The following is an 18,047-nucleotide window of genomic DNA, read 5'->3' as shown; positions in this document are numbered from 1 at the left end:
GAATCGCGCAAGGAGTCTCGCGCACTTCGCGCAGCCGTGCCATCATCGGCGTGCGAGGCCGATCACCCACAGGCCCGAGGAGGCACCCGTGTCCCGCACAACCCCCGCCGGCCGCCCGTCCCGCGTGCTGGCGCTCGCGGACGACCTGTCCGGCGCCGCCGAGACCGCTGCCGCCCTCGGCCTGCCCGGCCGGATCCTGCTGGGCCCGCCCACCGCGCCGACGCCGGAAGGCAAGGCCGTCGTACTCGACCTCGACACCCGGCAGCTCACCGCGGACGAGGCCGCACGCGCCGTACGGGACGTCATGCCGTACGCCGACGGCGGCCTCGTCCTGAAGAAGGCCGACTCGCTGCTGCGGGGCAACTTCGCCTCGGAGACGGCCGCTTACGCCGAGGGCGCCACAGGTGTCGTGATCGCCCCCGCCGTACCGGTCGCGGGCCGCACCGTGCATGACGGAGTCGTCCATCTGCACGGCACCGCGCTGCACGCGACCGACGCCTGGCGCGCCGAGCGGGGTCCGGCGCCGGAATCGGTGCCGGCGGCGCTGGGCGACCTACCGACGCGGGTGGTGCCGTTGTCGGCGGTGCGCTCGCCCGTCCTGGTTCTGTCCGGCTGGCTGCGCACCCTCATCGCGAAGGGCCATCACCCGGTGTGCGACGCCGAGACGGACGCCGACCTCGACGCGATAGCCGAGGCGGTTCTTCAACTCGGCCCCGGCGTACGGCTTTTGGGAGCGGGCGGGCTGGCCGCCGCCCTCGGCCGGAGGCTGGCGGGAGCGGACGGGGCCGGGCTCCGGGGGACCCCGGGCCGCACTCAGGGCAGACCGCTGGTCGTCGTGGTAGGAACCACCGAGCCCAGTGCCGTTGCGCAGATCGCGCAACTGCTGGCCTCCGGCGCGCACCACATACCCGTACCGGCGCACCTGCTCACCGACCACGGCGGCCGCCCGCACCCGCTCGCCACCGCGCCGGACGGCATCACCATCGTCAGCATCGACGGCAGCGGCCCCGTCGAGCCCGGCTCCGCCCGCGCTCTGGTGGCCGGCCTCGCCCGCACAGTCGCCCAAACCGCCTTGGACAGCGACCTGGTCCTGACAGGAGGCGAGACCGCACGCCGTGTGCTGGACGCCCTGGGCATCCGTGAGCTGCTGCCCGTCGGGCAGATCCACCACGGCGCCGTGCACTCCCGCACCGCCGACGGCCGCTCCGTCGTCACCCGCCCCGGCAGCTTCGGCGACACCGACTCCCTGCTGCGCATCGCCCGCGCGCTGCGCCCCGACCACGCCGCCGCATTGACCCCGTCGTTCGCCCCGCAAGGAGAACCCACGTGAACGCAGCCCCCACCGCCGCGTCCGCCGAGCAGTCCGGCACCGCCGGACATCGGCTCCCGGTCATCGCGGTGACCATGGGCGACGGCGCCGGCATCGGACCGGAGGTCATCGTCCCGGCGCTGCTGCACCCCGACATCCTGCGCGGCTGCCGCCCCGTCGTCATCGGCGACGCCCACCGCCTGCGCCAGGCGGCGGACATCCTCGGCACCAGCTGTGACATCGTTGCCGTCGACGGCCCCGCGCAGGCCGAGTTCACACCCCGCCGCATCAACGTCGTCGACCTCGGACTGCTCCCGGCCGAACTGCACTGGGGCGCCCTCTCCGCGGCGGCGGGCGACGCCGCGTACCACTACATCCGCGTCGCCGCCCGGCTCGCCCTGAACGGCGAAGTCCACGCCATCTGCACCGCCCCCCTCAACAAGGAGGCCCTGCACGCCGCCGGGCACCTCTACCCCGGCCACACCGAACTCCTCGCCCACCTCACCGGCGTGGACGAGGTGTCGATGATGCTGTCCACGCCCAAGGTGAAGGTCATCCACGTCACCACGCACCTCGGCCTGATCGACGCCGTCAACCGCATCGAGCCCGGCCTCGTCGAACGCACCGTGCGCCGCGGCCACGAAGCCATGGTCCGCGCGGGCGTCGACGCCCCCGCGATCGGCGTCTGCGGCATCAACCCGCACGCGGGCGAGAACGGCATGTTCGGCTACGGCGAGGAGGAGTCGAAGATCGTCCCCGCCGTGGAGACCGTACGCAACGACGGCATCGACGCCCGCGGGCCGATCCCCGCCGACACCGCCTTCTTCCTCGCCGGCCGCGGCGACTACGACCTCATCGTCGCCATGTACCACGACCAGGGCCACGGCCCGGTGAAGGTCCTCGGCATCGAAACGGGCGTCAACCTCACCGTGGGACTGCCCGTCATCCGCACCTCCGTGGACCACGGCACCGCGTTCGACATCGCGGGAACCGGCCGAGCCGAGGCCGGTAGCATGGTCGAGGCGCTGCGGCAGGCCGCCGAGATGTCATCCGCCTCGGCCGCCCGATGACCCCGCTCTCGTGGGTCCCGGAGGACACCACCGCACACCCGGAGGACACAGGACTGATGTCTGCGATCGGATCCAGGTCCCGGCGCGACCGGATCGTCCAGCTCGCCACCACCACCGGCCTGACCAGCGTGGACGAACTCTCGCAGCTGTTCGGCGTCACGGCTTCCACCATCCGCCGCGACCTGGCGAAGCTCACCACCGACGGACGCCTCGCCCGGACGTACGGCGGCGCGATGGCGCTGTCCGCGCACCCCGAGGCCTCACTGCGGCAGCGCACGGGCGAGGCCTTCGAGGCCAAACGCGCCATCGCCCGCTGGGCGGCCGCCCAGATCCAGCCCGGCGAGACGCTCCTGCTCGACGCGGGCTCGACCGTCGGCGCGCTCGCGCATGAACTGCGTACGGCCAAGAACGTCACCGTCGCGACCACCGGCCTGACCGCGCTCCAGGAACTCGCCGACGTCCAGACTGTCCACGTGGAATGCCTCGGTGGCACCCTCCGCCCCCTCAGTCAGGGCTTCGTCGGCCCGCTGACCGAAGCAGCCCTCGAACGTCTCACCTTCGACCGCGTCTTCCTCGGCACGGACGGCGTCTCCCCGGAGCACGGGATCTGCGAGGCCGACCTGCGCCAGACCCGCCTGAAGGAGCTCATGGCACGCCGCGCCGACCACGTCTACGTCCTCGCCCACGCCGCGAAAGTGGGTCGTCGCCCCTTCCACGCCTGGGCCACCCTGCCCGCGGGCTGGACCCTGGTCACGGACGACGCGGCCGACCCCCGCGTCCTCGACGAACTGCACAACCGCGGGGTCACCACGGTCCTGGCCAAGTCGGAGGACACGCCCTGAACTTGGCCGCGCAGACAGGAAAGGGCCAGGCGCTGGGACGCGCCTGGCCCTTTCCCTTGCTTTCGCGGCCCTCAGTCGCTCAGGAGCCGCAGACCGGGACGCCGGGCAGCTGGTTGTCCGGGTGGTCGACGTAGTAACTCGCGATGTAGCCGCGGGAGTCACCGCGCGTGATGTAGACCCACCACGGGTTGCCGCCGACGTTCTGGCCCTGCTTCTGGCAGACCGCCTCGAAGGACTGGTTCGGCTGCAACTGCCCGGCCACCACAGGGCAGTTGCCCGGCGACGGGAATGCGTCGCACGCGCCCGGGTCGCCCGGATTGTCGCGGACATTGACGTCGGTCGCCCACACCGTGAAGCTCGCCCGGGCGGATGCGCCGTCCGAGGCGTCACCGGCCGAGGCGGCGGCCGGGCCGACCAGGCCCGCGGTCAGGGCCGTGGCGGCGAGGGTGGCACCGAGAGCAGTACGAAGTCGCATGAGATCTCCCCGTGTTGTCGTGCTTGGCTTGGTCGTGCCTTCCTTACGCACGGCACACGAACACACGGGCCGCTCTGTATGACACCGTGGCGAGTGACGCTCGTCACGCACCAAGGGAGTGGCGGTCAGGGCGAGTTGCGAGCCTCGTCCGCCGAACACACGCGTACCTCAGCCGTGTTGCGGGTTCGGACACCCGGCAGCCAGCCCTCCGCCCCGTCACGGGTCCTGACCAGGTACCAGCGCGTCGAGGAGATCCCGCTCTCGTCCGTCACCATGGTGCCGCGAGTGACGACACACGCCGCGGCCAGCCGGTCGCCATGCCATACGCGGCCGGCCGTGTTCCCCGGCGCCGCGTACTCGCCGTACGGATCCAACGCCAGCCGCAGCGCGCACTCCATCGTCCGCAGCGGACGGCACGGCCCTTCGGCGTTGAACACCGTCACCGAGGCATCGAACCGCTCCCGATCGGCAGGAGGAGTGTCGGCGGTCGGACGGACCAGCCACCAGGCGCCCAGCGCGACGGCACACACCAGGACGGCGGCGGCAGCGACCGCCCAGCCTATCCGCGGCCGCGACCCGAAGGCCGCCCTGCGTGGCGGAGCTTCGGCGGACCGGACACGCTCCCACAGCCCGGGCGGCGTCTCGATCTCCTCGTCGGCGGCCCTGAGCCGGTCGCGCAGCAGCGCGGCAACGCGGTCGTCTGGCTCTGCGTCAGGCCCCATGCCCCGGCTCCTTTCCCGAACGGTCCCCGCGTTCCCGCTCACTTCTGTCCAGCAGCGAGCGCAGCTTCTGCAGCGCACGCGTGCGATGCCGGGCGGCCGTTCCGCGGTGCACTCCTATGATCCGGGCGGCCTGGTCGATGGTGTAACCGTCCAGATCGACGAGTATCACCACGCCTGCCTGCTTGGAAGAGAGCCTCCCCAGCAGCCGTACCGCCTCCATCTCGGCGGCACGCCGCTCCACTCCGCCGTCCCAGCCCGCCGCGACCACCGGCCCGATCGAGCCGAGGCGTCCCGCCTGCCCGGCGGCATCGGCGGCACCCGACACCTCCACATCATCCACCAGGACCTGACGGCGCTCGCGGCGATGGGTGTCGCGTACGACGCTGAGCAGCGCAGTGAAGGCATAGGCGTACGGCTCCGGATGGTCGAGGAATCGCTGCGGCCGTGCGGCCAGCTTCAGATAGGCCTCGTGCACGGCGTCCTCGGCCCAGGATCTCGTCCCGGCCAGCATGACGGCTCTTCGGTAGAGCCGGGGCAGGAGCTCGCAGAAGGTCTCGTCGAAGCGGGTCGGTGGAGGTGACGGCGAGGATGAGGGACCGGTCGGCGGGTGGCCCATGGGCTCGGATGTCTCCCCGTTGGGTAGTCGGGCGGGCCGTCGCCTGCCCGCCGTGTTGTGCACCGAGTGATCATTTACCCGAGTACGGCCCGGTCACGCAGGTCCTTTTCCGGCCCGGCGCTCAACCCTCACCTCAACTCCCAGCCGGGGTCGCCGATCGGCCCTGCGCAACTGTCCGGAAACCGGCGTTCGCCCTGTGTACTGTCGGCAGTCCGGCCGACGACCGGTGCCCGCAGCCGACGCAGAAGAACCGCAGGAGGGACCCCCGTATGACCCGCCCGATCACCGTGGGAGTGGACGGATCACCCGAGAGCCTGGCCGCCGTGGCCTGGGCCGGCCGGGAAGCCGTCCGCCGCGAGCTGCCGTTGCGTCTGGTGCAGGCCTGGGAGAGCGACGACGTGGGGGAGCACGACGCGAAGGCGCGGGACGTGCTGCGGGAGGCCGCGAGCGGCCTTACTGAGCGGCATCCCCAACTGCCGGTGTCCACCGACCTCCTGGACGCGGCCCCGGTCCCCTCGCTGGTCGCCGAGGCGTCGGCTGCCGAGATGCTGGTGCTCGGCTCGCGCGGGCACGGAGCGATCGTCGGTTTCCTGCTCGGCTCCGTCGGCCAGCAGGTGACCGCCGAATCCGGGCGCCCCGTCGTCCTCGTACGCGCCGACGACCGCGCCGAACACGAGGCGGCGGGCCGCGAGATCGTCGTGGGACAGCAGGGCGGCCCGGACGACAGCGGCGCGGCCCTGGGGTACGCCTTCGAGGCCGCGGCGGCACGCGGCGCGACCGTACGGGTCGTACGGGCCTGGAGCCTCCCGGCGCTCTACCAGTTCAGCCCCGGCTCGCTGAAACTCCTCGACGAGGCCGGCGGTCTGGAACCGTACGAGAAGAAGGCGCTCGAGGAGGCGCTGCTGCCCTGGCGGGAGCGGTATCCCGACGTGCCCGTGACCGAACACGTCGAGATCGGCAGCGCTGGGGAGGTGCTCCTGTCGGTGGCGTCCCGGGCGCAGCTGATGGTGGTCGGGCGGCGTGCCCAGCGCTCCGCCGTGGGGTCACGGATCGGTTCGGTGGCACATGCGGTCATGCATCACGCACCCTGCCCGGTGGCGGTCGTCCCGCCGACCTGAGCGCCCGGCTCAAGCTGACGGCGTCTGCGACGCGGCGGCGTCGGGCGCCGGCAGCTTCTCCCGGATCTTCGGCAGGATGTTCGTGACGTAGTCCTCGACGGCCATGTCCAGGCCGATGTCGTGCTGCGCCCGCTCGGACAGATACCAGCGGTGCTCGAGCAGCCCGTGGTACAGCTCCGCCGCGTCCATGGAGCCGCGCAGCTCCTTCGGTATGGCGCGCACGGTGGGCCGGAACACCTCCCGCACCCAGCGGTGCGCCAGCACCTCGGGGCGTGCGGCGAGGGGATCGCCGGGGGCGTAGTCGTCCTGGGTGGCCATCCAGCTCTCGAGGTCGTTGAGGAGCCGGCGCGCCTGGTTCTCCTCGGTGTCGAGCCCGGTCAGCCGCAGGAGCTGGCGCTGATGGTGGCCAGCGTCGACGACCTTGGGGACGAAGGTCACGGTGTCACCGTTCGAGGAGTGCGCGATCTGCATCTCGGCGACGTCGAAGCCGAGTTCGTTGAGCCGCCGGACCCGGCGGTCGATGTAGTGGTGCTTGCCCGCCGGATACACGGACGTACGGGTCAGCTCCTGCCAGAGGCTCTCGTAACGGCCGCAGATCTCCGTACCGAAGTCGATCGGGTCGACGGACGGGTGCAGCGCCCCGGACGCCTCCAGATCGAGCAGCTCGCCGCTGATGTTCACGCGCGCGAGATCGAGATCGTAACTGCGCTGCCCGTCGCTGAGCTTCTGGTGCAGCTCGCCGGTCTCCGCGTCGACGAGATACGCGGCGAACGCCCCGGCGTCGCGCCGGAACAGTGTGTTGGACAAGGAGCAGTCGCCCCAGGCGAACCCCGCCAGATGGAGCCGGACCAGCAGCACGGCGAGCGCGTCCATGAGCCGGTGCATGGTCGCGGGCCGCATCGTCGTCTCGAACATCGACCGGTAGGGCATCGAGCCGTTCAGGTGCCGGGTGATCAGCACCGGCTCCAGGGGGGCCTCGTCGTCCCGGGTGCGGCCGGTGACGACGGCGAGCGGGTCCACCGCGGGGATGTTGAGCCGGTGAAGAGAGCGCAGCAGCTCGTACTCACGCACGGCGGGCCGCTCGGCCAGCTCCTTGACGGCCACCACCTCGTCGCCGGCGCGCGCGTACCGCACCACGTGCCGTGAGATACCGCGCGGCAGCGGCACCAGGTGGCGCTCCGGCCAGTCCTCCAGGGGCAGATCCCAGGGCAGTTCGAGCAGCAGCGCGGGATGCTCCGGGTTGGTGGCGCTGATGTGCAATGCCATTGCTCTTGGGCCCTCGCCTCGCGGTCGTCCGTCACGTAGCAAGAGCATCTCCGCACTTGGACGCCCGGTTCGTCAACCGGCGCGAGGTGTACCGCGGGCGACGAGTGGGGCCGGTGCCGTGCGGCACCGGCCCCACTCGTCGTCACGGAAGGCTGAGGGCTAGCCCGGTCGGCGTCACTGTCGCGCGCCCACGGGCTCCTCCTGCTGCGCCTCCTCTTGCTCGCCGGTACCGAGCATCGAGCGGACCTCGAACTTCTCGTACACGTCGGCGGCGTCTTCTTCGCCACGGCTCATCACGGTGCCGAGCCAGCCCAGCAGGAACCCGGCCGGTACGGAGACGATGCCCGGGTTCTGGAGGGGGAAGAAGGCGAAGTCCGCGTCGGGATAGAACGAGGTGCGCGTAGAGGAGACGACGGGGGAGCAGATCATCAGCAGTACGGAGGTGGCGAGACCCCCGTACAGGCTCAGGAGCGCGCCGCGTGCGTTGAAGCGACGCCAGAACAGGCTGTAGACCATGGTCGGCAGGATGGCGGACGCGGCGATGGCGAAGGCCAGGAACCCCAGGCTGGCGGTGTTCGTGCCCCACGCCAGAAGCGCGAGGAGCATGCCGAGGACCCCGATGACGACTGCGGACAGCCGGGCCGCGGTCAGCTCCTCGGTCTGGCTCGCCTTGCCCTTGCGGATCACCTGCCCGTACAGGTCGTGTGCGAGCGAGGACGCCGCGGCGAGCATGAGCCCGGCCGCGACGGCCATCAGGGTGATGAACGCCAGACAGGAGATGAGTGCGGTGAGTACGGCGCCGCCGATGGAGTTGGCGAGCAGCAGTACCGCCGCGTCACCCTTGGCGTCGACTTCCGCGATGGAGTCGCGGCCGACGATCGCCGTCGCACCCAGGCCGAGCACGCCCGCCGCCAGACACACGAAGCCGACCAGGCCCGTGGCCCACAGCACCGATCGGCGCAGCACACGGGTGGCGCGGGGAGCGAGCAGACGCATCGTCATGTGGGGGAGTGCCGCCAGGCCCAGCGCGATGGCGATCTGCAGGCTGAAGAAGTCGAGCTTGCTGGTCGTGCTGCCTCCGTAGCGCAGCCCCGGCTCCAGGTACCGCTGCCCCATGCCGCTGCCGTCGGCTGCGGCGCCGAGGAGGCCGTCGATGTTCCAGCTGAAGCGGTGCAGCACGATGATGGCGGTCACCGCGACGCCCGCGATCAGCATGACCGCCTTGACGATCTGGAGGAAGGTCGCGCCGGGCATCCCGCCGAGCGCCACGTACAGCACGATCAGGGTGCCGATGAGCGCGACGCACATGGTGCGGACGGTGGCACTCGGCTCGCCGATGAACTGGGTCAACAAGGCGATGCTGCCGACGAGTTGGGCGACGATGTAGAGGACGCAGATGGCCAGTGTGCAGGCGGCCAGGGCGATGCGTACCGAGCGCTGGCTCCGGGGCAGCCGCAGGGCCAGGGTGTCACCGAGGGTGAACTTGCCCGAGTTGCGCAGGGGTTCGGCGATCAGCAGCATCACCATCATCCAGGCGACGACGGTGCCGACGAGATAGAGCAGGCCGTCGTATCCGGTCAGTGCGACCAGTCCGGTACTGCCCAGGAGGGTGACGGCGGACAGATAGTCGCCGCACATCGCCAGCCCGTTGCGCAGGGGCGACATGGTCCGGTTGCCCAGGTAGAAGTCGCTGATCTCGTCGCCCTGCGGAGCGGTGATGAGGGCCGAGAACATGCTGACGACGACGACCGACACGAACAGGACGAAGGTCAGCTTCAGACTGGTGCCGCCGACGACGCCCTCGGAGAGAGTCACCATGCGACCGTCGGAGAGAGTCACCACGAACCGAACCGCCTCTCCTGGGGAACACGAGCTTGCTGCAACCGAGCCTGCTCGGCCTCGTCGCGGGCGATCTCAGCCCGCAGACGGTCGACGGCCGGGTCGATCCGCCGCTCCATGTGCACCGTGTACCGCCACGCGGTCACGGCCATCACGACGAACTGGCCGATGCCACCCACCAGTCCCACCGTCACATGGCCGAACAGCTTCTGGTTCAGCACTCCGGTTGCGAAGTTCGACAGCAGCACGAACAGCAGGAAGCCGCCGACCGAGATGAGTATCGCCGCGATCCCGAACGAGCGGTGGGATCCGCGTATGGAGCGGAAGTCGGGATGCGAGGCGACTCTGTTCTCCGCCGAGGGGGCGGGCGGCATCTGTCCTGGTTGGGAGCTGAAGGGCGAGTTGGAGTGTCTTGGCATACCGTGCCTTGTCTGGGGCCTTGTGTTCGCGGTCTGCACGCGGAAATTGCTCACTGAATATGCAGGGGGACGGCTGTTGAACGCGGCTCACGTTTTCGGTCGCACAGGTCGGGAATTCGCCCGAAATGCCACTGAAACCGTGTTCCGGCTGTACTGGTTGGCCTCGCTGGTGGGGTGGCCGGCGCGGCGTATCGGATTGTGGCATTCCATCGTTTCAACTATCAACCGGATCATTGCTATTGACCGTGGGTGACTTAAATTCAACGCGCGTCACTTTCTCCGCCCGGCTTGTTCGCCGGACCTCGTTCACCGGCCCCTCCGCTGCGGACACGAGACGCGTGTGGGACGTGATGTGCAGCACGCACGTACTGCCGCCGTCGGAGCCGTGAGCGCGGATCGTGCCTCGCCACGGCTTGATCGCTGATCAAGCAGGGCAAAATCCCTGGCCACAGCCCATTCCGTGCATTTGACACGTCATCGCACGCCCAGATAGGAAGCAGCTCTCTGAAGGTGGAGAGGTGGACTGTGTACGAGCCGAACGTGGTGGGCGACTGGCAGGAGTACGACGAGGAGCATGCCGGCCTGCGTGTCCGCGTCCACGGCCTGGAGAAGGCGGAGCCACCGCGGGGACGTGACGACGCGGCCGAGGGTCTGACCTACGTCAGGTTCCGGGTGACCGTCGAGAACCGTACGACCGCGTACTTCGGCATCCACCTCGAAGACGGCCAGCTCGACGTCCGGGTCGGCGCCGACGGCGAGAGCGCCTTCCTCGACTGGCGGAACTCGCAGTTCATCGAGGGGTTCGACGTCTACCCGCTGCGCCGGGTCACGGCCGTTCTGTACGCCGCGGCCGACGAGGCCGGCCTGGGGCGGGTGGACGTCCAGGTTCAGCTGAAGGTCGACGACGAGTGGACCCACCGGTATCTCTGGTCCGGAGGCATCGACCTGCACCAGCCGTCCGTCGGCGCCGGAGCCCGCCCCGACAGTTCCGGCGACAGCCTTGCCGCCCAGGTGGCCAGCTTCCTCAGGGAGGAAACGGAAACAGGGCCGGGGTCGACCGGCTGACGGCTGCCGGCCTGGATCATCGCGGGCATGGCTGAATTGCGAGGCTGGATTATCCCGCACTTGTGAGGATCCAGAAAAGAGAATTACCTCGGCCTTGACGATTCACGCACGTCTTCGCTGAAGGTGTCGTTCCTTTCGCGGATTTCCAGCGGATTCCTCGTGAGGGGCGATTTGTCCGGACAGTTGCGTCATGTCGTATCGAGAACCTCGGCGGCTGCCGCAGCGACGATCTCCGCGACGGTCGCGAGTGCCGGAAAGTCGAGTTTCCACTGCTGCCAGAACAAGGGAATGTCGATCTTCCGGTCTGGCGCCAGATTCACAAGTCGACCCGCGTCCAGAAGGGGCGCGGCCTGAATCACGGGCACCATGCCCCAGCCCATGCCGGCGGCGACGGCCTCGACGAAGCCCTCCGAGGTCGGCACGAAGTGGCGCATGGGGCTCGCGCCGTCCCGGCCACGCCGGAGCCTTCGTACGAACCCGTCCTGGAGGTCGTCGCGCCGGTCGAAGCACACCACTGGCGCATCGCCGAGGACGTCCCGCAACGGCTGGTCCAGCCGGTCGCCGAGCCGGCGCGCCGCGAAGCCGGGGCTCGCCGCCGGGACATAGCTCATACGGCCCAGGCTGCGGACGGAACACCCGGCCACCGGGTCCGGAGACGAGGTCACCGCCGCCATCACCAGCCCCTCGCGCAGCAGCGCGGCCGTGTGGTCCTGGTCCTCGCGGTGCAGCTCGTAGCACAGCCGCAGCTCCTCCGACACGCGCGTGAGCGCCGGCAGGAACCAGGTCGCCAGCGAGTCGGAGTTCACGGCGATCGACAGACGCGTCGGTTCCTCGGAGCCGGTCATGCCGAGTTCGGTGTGGGCGTCCCGTTCCAGCCGGGCCAGTTGGCGTGCGAAGCGGACGACGACCTCGCCGGACTCGGTGGGCCGCACCGGTTTCGTACGGATCAACAGGACGCGTCCCGTGCGCTGTTCGAGCGCCTTGACTCGCTGGCTGACCGCCGACGGCGTCACATGCAGAGCGGTGGCCGCGGCGTCGAACGTGCCCTCGTCCACCACGGCGAGCAACGTGCGGACCTGGTCCAGGGGAAGCTCCGTCATCACGAACGCTAATGATACGTAAGAATCTTTAGCTGTACTCCTGCTGCCCGGCTTCCTAGCGTCGACGCCGTGACCAACGCCCTGACCGCCGCGGCCGCCGGATTCGGCACCGGCCTCTCACTCATCGTCGCCATCGGCGCGCAGAACGCCTTCGTGCTGCGCCAGGGCATCCGCCGGGAGGCCTTGCTCGCGGTGGTGGCCATCTGCGCCCTGTCCGACGCGACCCTCATCACGCTGGGTGTCGCCGGGGTCGGCGCCGTGGTGGTGGCCTGGCCGTCGGCGCTCACCGTGATCGCGCTGACCGGCGGCGTCTTCCTGCTCGGCTACGGCTGCCTCGCCGCCCGGCGGGTCTTCCGCCCCTCGGCCTCGGCCCTGCGGGTGGAAGCCGGTTCGGCGGGCTCGCGGCGGCGGGCCGTACTCACCTGCCTGGCGATGACCTGGCTCAACCCGCACGTCTACCTCGACACCGTGTTCCTCCTCGGCTCCGTCGCGGCCGACCGCGGCCCGCTCCGCTGGACCTTCGGCCTGGGCGCGGCACTCGCCAGCCTGTGCTGGTTCGTTGCGCTGGGCTTCGGCGCCCGGCTGCTCAGCGGCTTCCTGGCCCGGTCGTCGGCATGGCGGGTACTGGACGGTCTGATTGCCGCGACGATGATCGCCCTCGGGGCCACGCTGATCGCCGGGGTGTGAACCTGCGCGTACCCGGGCCCTGTCCCGGTCCTTTCTGGTCGCCGCGATGCACGACGGCCACCGCCAGCAGACCGAGCGCCAGCCCCACCGCCGTCGGTACCCCGAACGGCTCCCCGAACATCAGCGCACCCCACACGGCCGTCACCGGGGCCATCAGGAACATGAGGGTATTCACCTGGGTCACCCCGGACCGCCGCAGGATCAGCCAGTACAGCCCGTACCCGCCGAACGTGGAAAGGGCCACGAGCCAGACCACGGCGCTCCAGAAGGAGGCGCTCGAGGTCGGCACCGCGCCTCCCGTCGCCGCGGCAAGTGCCGTGAAGACGACGGCACTTGTGACGGCGTGGACCGTCATCGCCGCCACCGGGCGGACCTCCGTGCGCGACCGGCGGTCCAGAAATGTCGCGGCCACCAGACAGAGCATGCCGGCGAACGGCACGAGATACGCCCACCAGGCAGCACCCGTCCCGGCCCCGGCGTCGGCCATCGTGACGATGACGACGCCGGTAACGCCAAGTCCCAGCCCGAGCCATTGCGTACGGGAAACCGGCAGCCCCAGCAGCGGCCCGGCCAGCACTCCGGCCACCAGCGGCTGTGTGCCGTCGATCAAGGCCGTCGTGCCGCTGGAGACGCCCAGTTCGATCGCGTAGTAGACGGTGAGGAGGTAGCCGCTCTGCGACAGCGCCCCGACGGCGACCTGTCGCCTGAGATCGCGTGGCGTCAGCTCCCGCAAGGATGTCCGCGCCACCGTCAAGGCCACGATGCCCAGGACGAGAGCCAGCGGAAGAAAGCGCCACATCAGGAGCGTGACTGCCGACGCGCTCCCCGCCCCGAGCTTGGCCCCGATGAAGCCAGAACTCCAGGCGACGACGAACGCGATCTGGGTGTTGTACTCCTATCACTGCTTGGGGAGTTGCTCCCCCCCAAGCAGTGTATGAAGCGGTCCGTCCTGACTCTGAACGCGATTGACGGCGATTCGAGAGCAGGACGTTCACGGCGCGAACACCTCCAGGGGTGGTGAGTGGATGCCGGCGGCGCAGCTATACCGATCTGTATATCTGGTGCCGAGTATACAGACCGGTATACTCTTGAGGAATGGCGACTGCGAACACCCCCCGACGCGTACCACTGACCCCCGGCGCCCGCCGCGCGCTTGCAGCGGCCGGGCGGCTGTTCTACGAGCGCGGCATCCATGCCGTGGGCGTCGACCTCATCGCGGCCGAGGCCGGCGTCACGAAGAAGACGCTCTACGACCGTTTCGGCTCCAAGGAGCAGATCGTGGTTGAATACCTGGCCGACCGCGACGAGCGCTGGCGAGCGTTCCTCGCCCCCCGCCTGGACTCGGCCCCCACGGCGGAGGGCCGGGTCCTGGCCGTCTTCGATGCCTCACGTGACTGGATGGAGTCCAATGGTTCCCGAGGGTGCAGCATGGTCAACGCGCATGCGGAGATCGACGATCCGGCGCATCCCGCGTACGCGGTGATCACCGGCCAGAAGGCGTGGATGCTCACCCTGTTCACGGACCTCGTACGCCCCGTTGCCCCGGCCGTGCCCGACGCGCTGGCGCGCACGCTGATGCTGCTTCACGAGGGTGCCCTTGTGGCACACGGCCTGCGTATCTTTCCCGGGGCGCTGGACCATGCCCGCCAGGAGGCACGCGCGCTGCTGTCCGGAACCGCCGACGCGTCGGCGTGACGCCGAGCCCCCGGCTCGGACGCGCCCGGGGGCGAAACCACCCCTACACCGGCCGCAGCCACACCGTAGAAAGCGGCGGCAGCGTCAGCTGGATGGTCCCTGCCCCGCCGCCGCTCGCGGGGGACTCCGTCTTGACGGGGTCGGGGTTCGTGACGTCGCTGCCGCCGTAGTGGGCGGAGTCCGTGTTCAGGATCTCGCCCCAGGCGGGGATGTCCTCGGGGACACAGAGCCGGTATTCGTGCCGGACCACCGGCGAGAAGTTGGACACCGCCAGGAGCGGAGCACCCGCGGCGTCGAAGCGCAGGAACGCGAAGACGTTGTCGTCCGCCGCGTCCCCCACGACCCAGGAGAACCCCGCCGGGACGGTGTCCTGCTCCCAGAGCGCGGGAGTCGCGGCGTACAGGCGGTTGAGATCGCGGACGAGGTCCCGTACGCCGCGATGGTCCGGCTCCGCCTCGTATGCAGGGTCCAGCAGCCACCAGTCCGGTCCGTGACCCTCCGACCATTCCCCACCCTGCGCGAACTCCTGCCCCATGAAGAGGAGTTGCTTACCGGGATGCGCCCACATGAAGCCCAGATACGCGCGGTGATTGGCGCGTCGCTGCCACCAGTCACCCGGCATCTTCGACACCAACGCCTGCTTGCCGTGGACGACTTCGTCGTGCGAGATGGGCAGCACGTAGTTCTCGCTGTACGCGTACACCATCGAGAACGTCATCTCGTTGTGGTGGTAATTCCGGTGCACAGGGTCCTTCGACACATAGACCAACGAGTCGTGCATCCAGCCCATGTTCCACTTCAGTCCGAAGCCGAGGCCGCCGTCACACGTGGGCCTCGTGACTCCGTCCCAGGCGGTGGACTCCTCGGCGATCGTGACGACGCCCGGCACGCGCCGGTACACGGTCGCGTTCATCTCCTGGAGGAAGGCGACGGCGTCGAGGTTCTCGCGTCCGCCGTGCACGTTCGGGGTCCACTGGCCTTGTTCGCGTGAGTAGTCGAGGTAGAGCATCGAGGCGACGGCGTCGACCCGCAGGCCGTCGATGTGGAACTCCTCGCACCAGTACACGGCGTTGGCGACCAGGAAGTTGCGTACCTCGCGGCGGCCGTAGTCGAATTCCAGGGTGCCCCAGTCGGGGTGCGCGGCGCGGAGTGGGTCCTCGTGTTCGTACAGCGGGCGGCCGTCGAATTCGGCCAGTGCCCAGTCGTCGCGGGGGAAGTGGGCGGGTACCCAGTCCATGATCACGCCGATGCCGGCCTGGTGGAGGGTGTCGACGAGGTACTTGAAGTCGTCGGGGGTGCCGAGGCGGGCGGTGGGTGCGTAGAAGCCGGTGACCTGGTAGCCCCAGGAGCCGCCGAAGGGGTGCTCGGCGACCGGCATCAGCTCGACGTGGGTGAAGCCCAGGTCAGAGACGTAGGCGGGGAGTTGCTCGGCGAGCTGGCGGTACGTCAGCCCAGGGCGCCAGGACGAGAGATGGACCTCGTACACCGAGAACGGCGAAAGGTGCACAGGTCGCTGTCCCCGCCGGGCCGTCCACTCGGCATCCCGCCACTCGTGCCGCGACACATGGACCACCGAGGCCGTCGCGGGCGGCAGTTCCGCGCTACGGGCCATCGGATCGGCACGCATCGTCTTGGAGCCGTCGGGCCGCGTGATCTCGAACTTGTAGAGTTCCTCCTCGCCGAGCCCCGGCACGAACAGCTCCCACACCCCGGAGGAGCCCAGCGACCGCATCGGAAAAGCGGTGCCGTCCCAGAAATTGAACGAGCCCGCCAGCCGCACCCCGCGTGCGTTCGGCGCCCAGACCGTGAAGCGGGTGCCGGTCACCCCCTGGTGCTCCATCGGCTCCGCACCGAGCGCCTTCCACAACTGCTCGTGCCGTCCCTCGCTGAAGAGATACAGATCGAACTCGCCGAGGGAGGGCAGGAATCGGTAGGGATCCTCGAGCTCGAACACGTGGTCCCCGTACGTCACCAGCAGCGTGTACTCGGGGATCGAGTCGAGCGGCAGCACACTCGAGAACAGACCGTCGCCCATGGCCTCCAGCTCCACACGCCGCCCGTTCGCCGAGACGGCCACGGCATCGGCGTACGGACGCAGCGCCCGGAAGACCACACCCCCCGGCACTGGATGCGCCCCGAGCAACGCATGAGGATCATGATGGGCGCCCGCCAGCAGCCGCTCCCGATCGGCCGGGTCCATAGCCACATCTATGGGGACCTTGCGAGCTGCCACGGTGTGAGCCTCCTCAGGCGTTGTGGGAGAACGAAGGGGCCGGCGGACCACTGCCGGAGGGCGTTCGGCCGGGTTCGGCGAGACGGGCGATCGCCGCCAGCGGCACGGGCAGCCAGTCGGGGCGGTGCCGGGCCTCGTACAGCACCTCGTACACGGCCCGGTCCGTCTCGTAGCCGCGCAGCAACCCGGGTTCCTCCCGCGGATCCCACCCCGCCTCCGCGGCGTACCCGGCGCAGTAAGCCTCCCGGCAGCGCCGCGCCCACGCAGGCCGCCACGGACGGCGGCTGCGGGCGGCGTAGTCGAAGGAGCGCAGCATGCCCGCCACATCGCGTACGGGGGACTGGCGGCGACGGCGTTCCGCCAGCGGGCGGGCCGGCTCGCCTTCGAAGTCGATCACGAACCACCGCCGCCCGGCCCGCAGCACCTGGCCGAGGTGGAAGTCACCGTGAATCCGCTGCGCGGGACGGGTCGAGTCGAGCTCGGCGAGCGCGTCGAAGGCGGCCCGCAACCCGGGTGCGTACGGCAGGAGTTCGGGCACGGACTGGCTCGTGGCGGCCAGACGTTCGGTCATCGCGGCCGCAAGTTGCTTGTTCTGGAGCGGACTTGGGGTCTCGGAGGGGAAGGCGGCGGCCAGCGCCAGATGCACCTCGGCCGTGGCGCACCCCAGTTGGTACGCCTCCTCGGTGAAATCCCTTCCCGAGGTCAGGGATTTTAGCGCCAGAGTCCAGCCGTCCGTGGCCTCGGGCAGGAACGGCTGGAGCACGCCGAGCGTCGCCTCCTGCGGCCTCGAGGTCCGAAACCATGCCACGGGGGGAGGGACGCGAGTGCAGCCCTGGCGGACCAGCGCCCACGGCACCTCCAGATCCGGATTGATGCCGGCCTGGACTCGCCGGAAGACCTTCAGAATGTACGAATCCCCGTATACGACCGATGAGTTGGACTGCTCGGCGTCGAGGAGCCGGGGAGCGAGCCCGGCGGGCACCGTCACCTGGGCGTCGCGCTCGAAACGCAGCGGTCCCACCGTGCCCGGATGACGCAGCCGCTCCAGCAACAGTCCGGTGGACCGGGGGTCCCGGAAGGCGTCGTACACCATCAGGCCCGCCAGCGGGCCCTGACTCGCCCGGCCGATGAAGGCATGGACCAGCCGGGGCGGCAGGGCCTCCCGTATGCCGAGCAGCAGTTGGTAGCAGTCTCCCGACGGGGGCGCTCCGGCGCCGTGCTGCGCGTGCACCAGAAGATGCAGGAACCCCGGATGCAGTTCAGTCACCGACAGCAGTGTCAGATCGGTGACGGGCCGCCCTTTGCCCGCGAACCACCGCTGCCGTGGCAGCCAGGCCTGCAGCAACCCCGCGACCGAGGTCAGCAGTGCGGCCGAGCCGAGGCTGTCCGGTGAGAGCGGTGCGGTCCTGGGCATGGAGGCGCGTCCTTTCGAGGCACACGAGGTGAGGCACACGATCAAGATCGCCAGCTGGCACTGGTGGGGACCGCCCGGCGCAGGCGGAACCAGTAGAAGCCGTGGCCTGCGAGGGTGAGGAGGTAGGGCAGGTCGCCGATGGCGGGGAAGCGGACGCCGCCGATGAGTTCGACGGGG

The 18,047-nt window shown here is 70.0% G+C and carries 18 protein-coding genes; 7 read left to right on the top strand and 11 right to left on the bottom strand.

Going from position 1 to position 18,047, the window contains the following annotated elements:
- Positions 1–88 precede the first annotated feature (88 nt).
- From ABD357_RS28690 to ABD357_RS28680, 3 genes are read left to right on the top strand one after another with little or no spacing between them, the layout of a single operon-like run.
- On the top strand, positions 89–1,330 hold the full coding sequence (locus ABD357_RS28690) for a four-carbon acid sugar kinase family protein (protein WP_344393915.1): 1,242 nt from the start codon (positions 89–91) through the stop codon (positions 1,328–1,330).
- On the top strand, positions 1,327–2,379 hold the full coding sequence (pdxA, locus tag ABD357_RS28685) for a 4-hydroxythreonine-4-phosphate dehydrogenase PdxA (protein ID WP_344393914.1): 1,053 nt from the start codon (positions 1,327–1,329) through the stop codon (positions 2,377–2,379). Before ABD357_RS28690 ends, pdxA begins: the two co-directional genes overlap by 4 nt.
- A gap of 56 nt (positions 2,380–2,435) precedes the next feature.
- Positions 2,436–3,221, top strand: a complete 786-nt coding sequence (locus ABD357_RS28680; RefSeq protein ID WP_344393913.1) for a DeoR/GlpR family DNA-binding transcription regulator — start codon at positions 2,436–2,438, stop codon at positions 3,219–3,221.
- 79 nt (positions 3,222–3,300) lie between these two features.
- Here ABD357_RS28680 and ABD357_RS28675 read toward each other — a convergent pair whose 3' ends face one another.
- The 3 genes from ABD357_RS28675 to ABD357_RS28665 all read right to left on the bottom strand — a co-directional run bounded on the left by ABD357_RS28675 (position 3,301) and on the right by ABD357_RS28665 (position 5,034).
- On the bottom strand, positions 3,301–3,696 hold the full coding sequence (locus tag ABD357_RS28675; protein WP_344393912.1) for a hypothetical protein: 396 nt from the start codon (positions 3,694–3,696) through the stop codon (positions 3,301–3,303).
- Between the two features lie 125 nt (positions 3,697–3,821).
- Positions 3,822–4,418 (bottom strand): hypothetical protein, encoded by a 597-nt coding sequence (locus ABD357_RS28670; protein WP_344393911.1) that lies wholly within the window; start codon positions 4,416–4,418, stop codon positions 3,822–3,824.
- A complete protein-coding gene (locus ABD357_RS28665; RefSeq protein WP_344393910.1) occupies positions 4,408–5,034 on the bottom strand; it encodes an RNA polymerase sigma factor in 627 nt (208 codons plus the stop codon). The genes ABD357_RS28670 and ABD357_RS28665 overlap by 11 nt, the downstream gene beginning before the upstream one ends.
- A 269-nt stretch (positions 5,035–5,303) precedes the next feature.
- On the opposite strand from ABD357_RS28665, the gene ABD357_RS28660 reads away from it, so the two are divergent.
- Complete coding sequence (locus ABD357_RS28660; protein WP_344393909.1) at positions 5,304–6,152, top strand: universal stress protein; 849 nt, start codon at positions 5,304–5,306, stop codon at positions 6,150–6,152.
- 9 nt (positions 6,153–6,161) lie between these two features.
- Here the strand turns inward: ABD357_RS28660 and ABD357_RS28655 are convergent, their stop codons facing one another.
- The 3 genes from ABD357_RS28655 to ABD357_RS28645 form a co-directional block, all read right to left on the bottom strand.
- The gene (locus tag ABD357_RS28655; protein ID WP_344393908.1) at positions 6,162–7,418 is read right to left on the bottom strand and encodes a DUF4032 domain-containing protein; all 1,257 of its coding nucleotides are present in this window, start codon (positions 7,416–7,418) and stop codon (positions 6,162–6,164) included.
- A 174-nt stretch (positions 7,419–7,592) separates the two neighbouring features.
- Positions 7,593–9,236: a solute symporter family protein gene (locus tag ABD357_RS28650; protein ID WP_344393981.1), complete on the bottom strand. Its 1,644-nt coding sequence runs from the start codon at positions 9,234–9,236 to the stop codon at positions 7,593–7,595.
- A 17-nt stretch (positions 9,237–9,253) separates the two neighbouring features.
- Positions 9,254–9,631 (bottom strand): DUF485 domain-containing protein, encoded by a 378-nt coding sequence (locus ABD357_RS28645; RefSeq protein WP_344393907.1) that lies wholly within the window; start codon positions 9,629–9,631, stop codon positions 9,254–9,256.
- A 570-nt stretch (positions 9,632–10,201) separates the two neighbouring features.
- On the opposite strand from ABD357_RS28645, the gene ABD357_RS28640 reads away from it, so the two are divergent.
- Positions 10,202–10,741 (top strand): hypothetical protein, encoded by a 540-nt coding sequence (locus tag ABD357_RS28640; protein ID WP_344393906.1) that lies wholly within the window; start codon positions 10,202–10,204, stop codon positions 10,739–10,741.
- Positions 10,742–10,929: 188 nt separating this feature from the next.
- Here ABD357_RS28640 and ABD357_RS28635 read toward each other — a convergent pair whose 3' ends face one another.
- Positions 10,930–11,844 carry a LysR family transcriptional regulator ArgP gene (locus ABD357_RS28635; protein WP_344393905.1) on the bottom strand — a complete coding sequence of 305 codons (915 nt, stop codon included), beginning with the start codon at positions 11,842–11,844 and terminating at the stop codon, positions 10,930–10,932.
- Between the two features lie 66 nt (positions 11,845–11,910).
- Between ABD357_RS28635 and ABD357_RS28630 the strand changes: the two genes are divergently transcribed.
- Positions 11,911–12,528, top strand: coding sequence for a LysE/ArgO family amino acid transporter (locus ABD357_RS28630; protein ID WP_344393904.1), 618 nt, complete (start codon positions 11,911–11,913; stop codon positions 12,526–12,528).
- Here the strand turns inward: ABD357_RS28630 and ABD357_RS28625 are convergent.
- Entirely contained in the window at positions 12,428–13,408 is a 981-nt protein-coding gene (locus tag ABD357_RS28625; protein ID WP_344393980.1) for a DMT family transporter, read from the bottom strand. The two genes, ABD357_RS28630 and ABD357_RS28625, sit on opposite strands and share 101 nt — an antisense overlap.
- A gap of 215 nt (positions 13,409–13,623) precedes the next feature.
- On the opposite strand from ABD357_RS28625, the gene ABD357_RS28620 reads away from it, so the two are divergent.
- Complete coding sequence (locus tag ABD357_RS28620; protein WP_344393903.1) at positions 13,624–14,223, top strand: TetR/AcrR family transcriptional regulator; 600 nt, start codon at positions 13,624–13,626, stop codon at positions 14,221–14,223.
- Between the two features lie 43 nt (positions 14,224–14,266).
- Here the strand turns inward: ABD357_RS28620 and glgB are convergent, their stop codons facing one another.
- The 3 genes from glgB to ABD357_RS28605 form a co-directional block, all read right to left on the bottom strand.
- Positions 14,267–16,423 (bottom strand): 1,4-alpha-glucan branching enzyme, encoded by a 2,157-nt coding sequence (gene glgB, locus ABD357_RS28615; RefSeq protein ID WP_344393979.1) that lies wholly within the window; start codon positions 16,421–16,423, stop codon positions 14,267–14,269.
- 46 nt (positions 16,424–16,469) lie between these two features.
- Positions 16,470–17,870, bottom strand: coding sequence for a maltokinase N-terminal cap-like domain-containing protein (locus ABD357_RS28610; RefSeq protein WP_344393902.1), 1,401 nt, complete (start codon positions 17,868–17,870; stop codon positions 16,470–16,472).
- 41 nt (positions 17,871–17,911) lie between these two features.
- Positions 17,912–18,047 (bottom strand): alpha-glucosidase C-terminal domain-containing protein (locus ABD357_RS28605; RefSeq protein WP_344393978.1); only part of this gene is annotated, 136 nt, incomplete at its 5' end.

Origin of the sequence: Streptomyces vastus (assembly GCF_039532825.1) — a bacterium.
GTDB lineage: Bacteria > Actinomycetota > Actinomycetes > Streptomycetales > Streptomycetaceae > Streptomyces > Streptomyces vastus.
The sequence above is the reverse complement of the archived record's forward strand: the minus strand, read 5'-3'. Positions and strand labels throughout refer to the sequence as shown.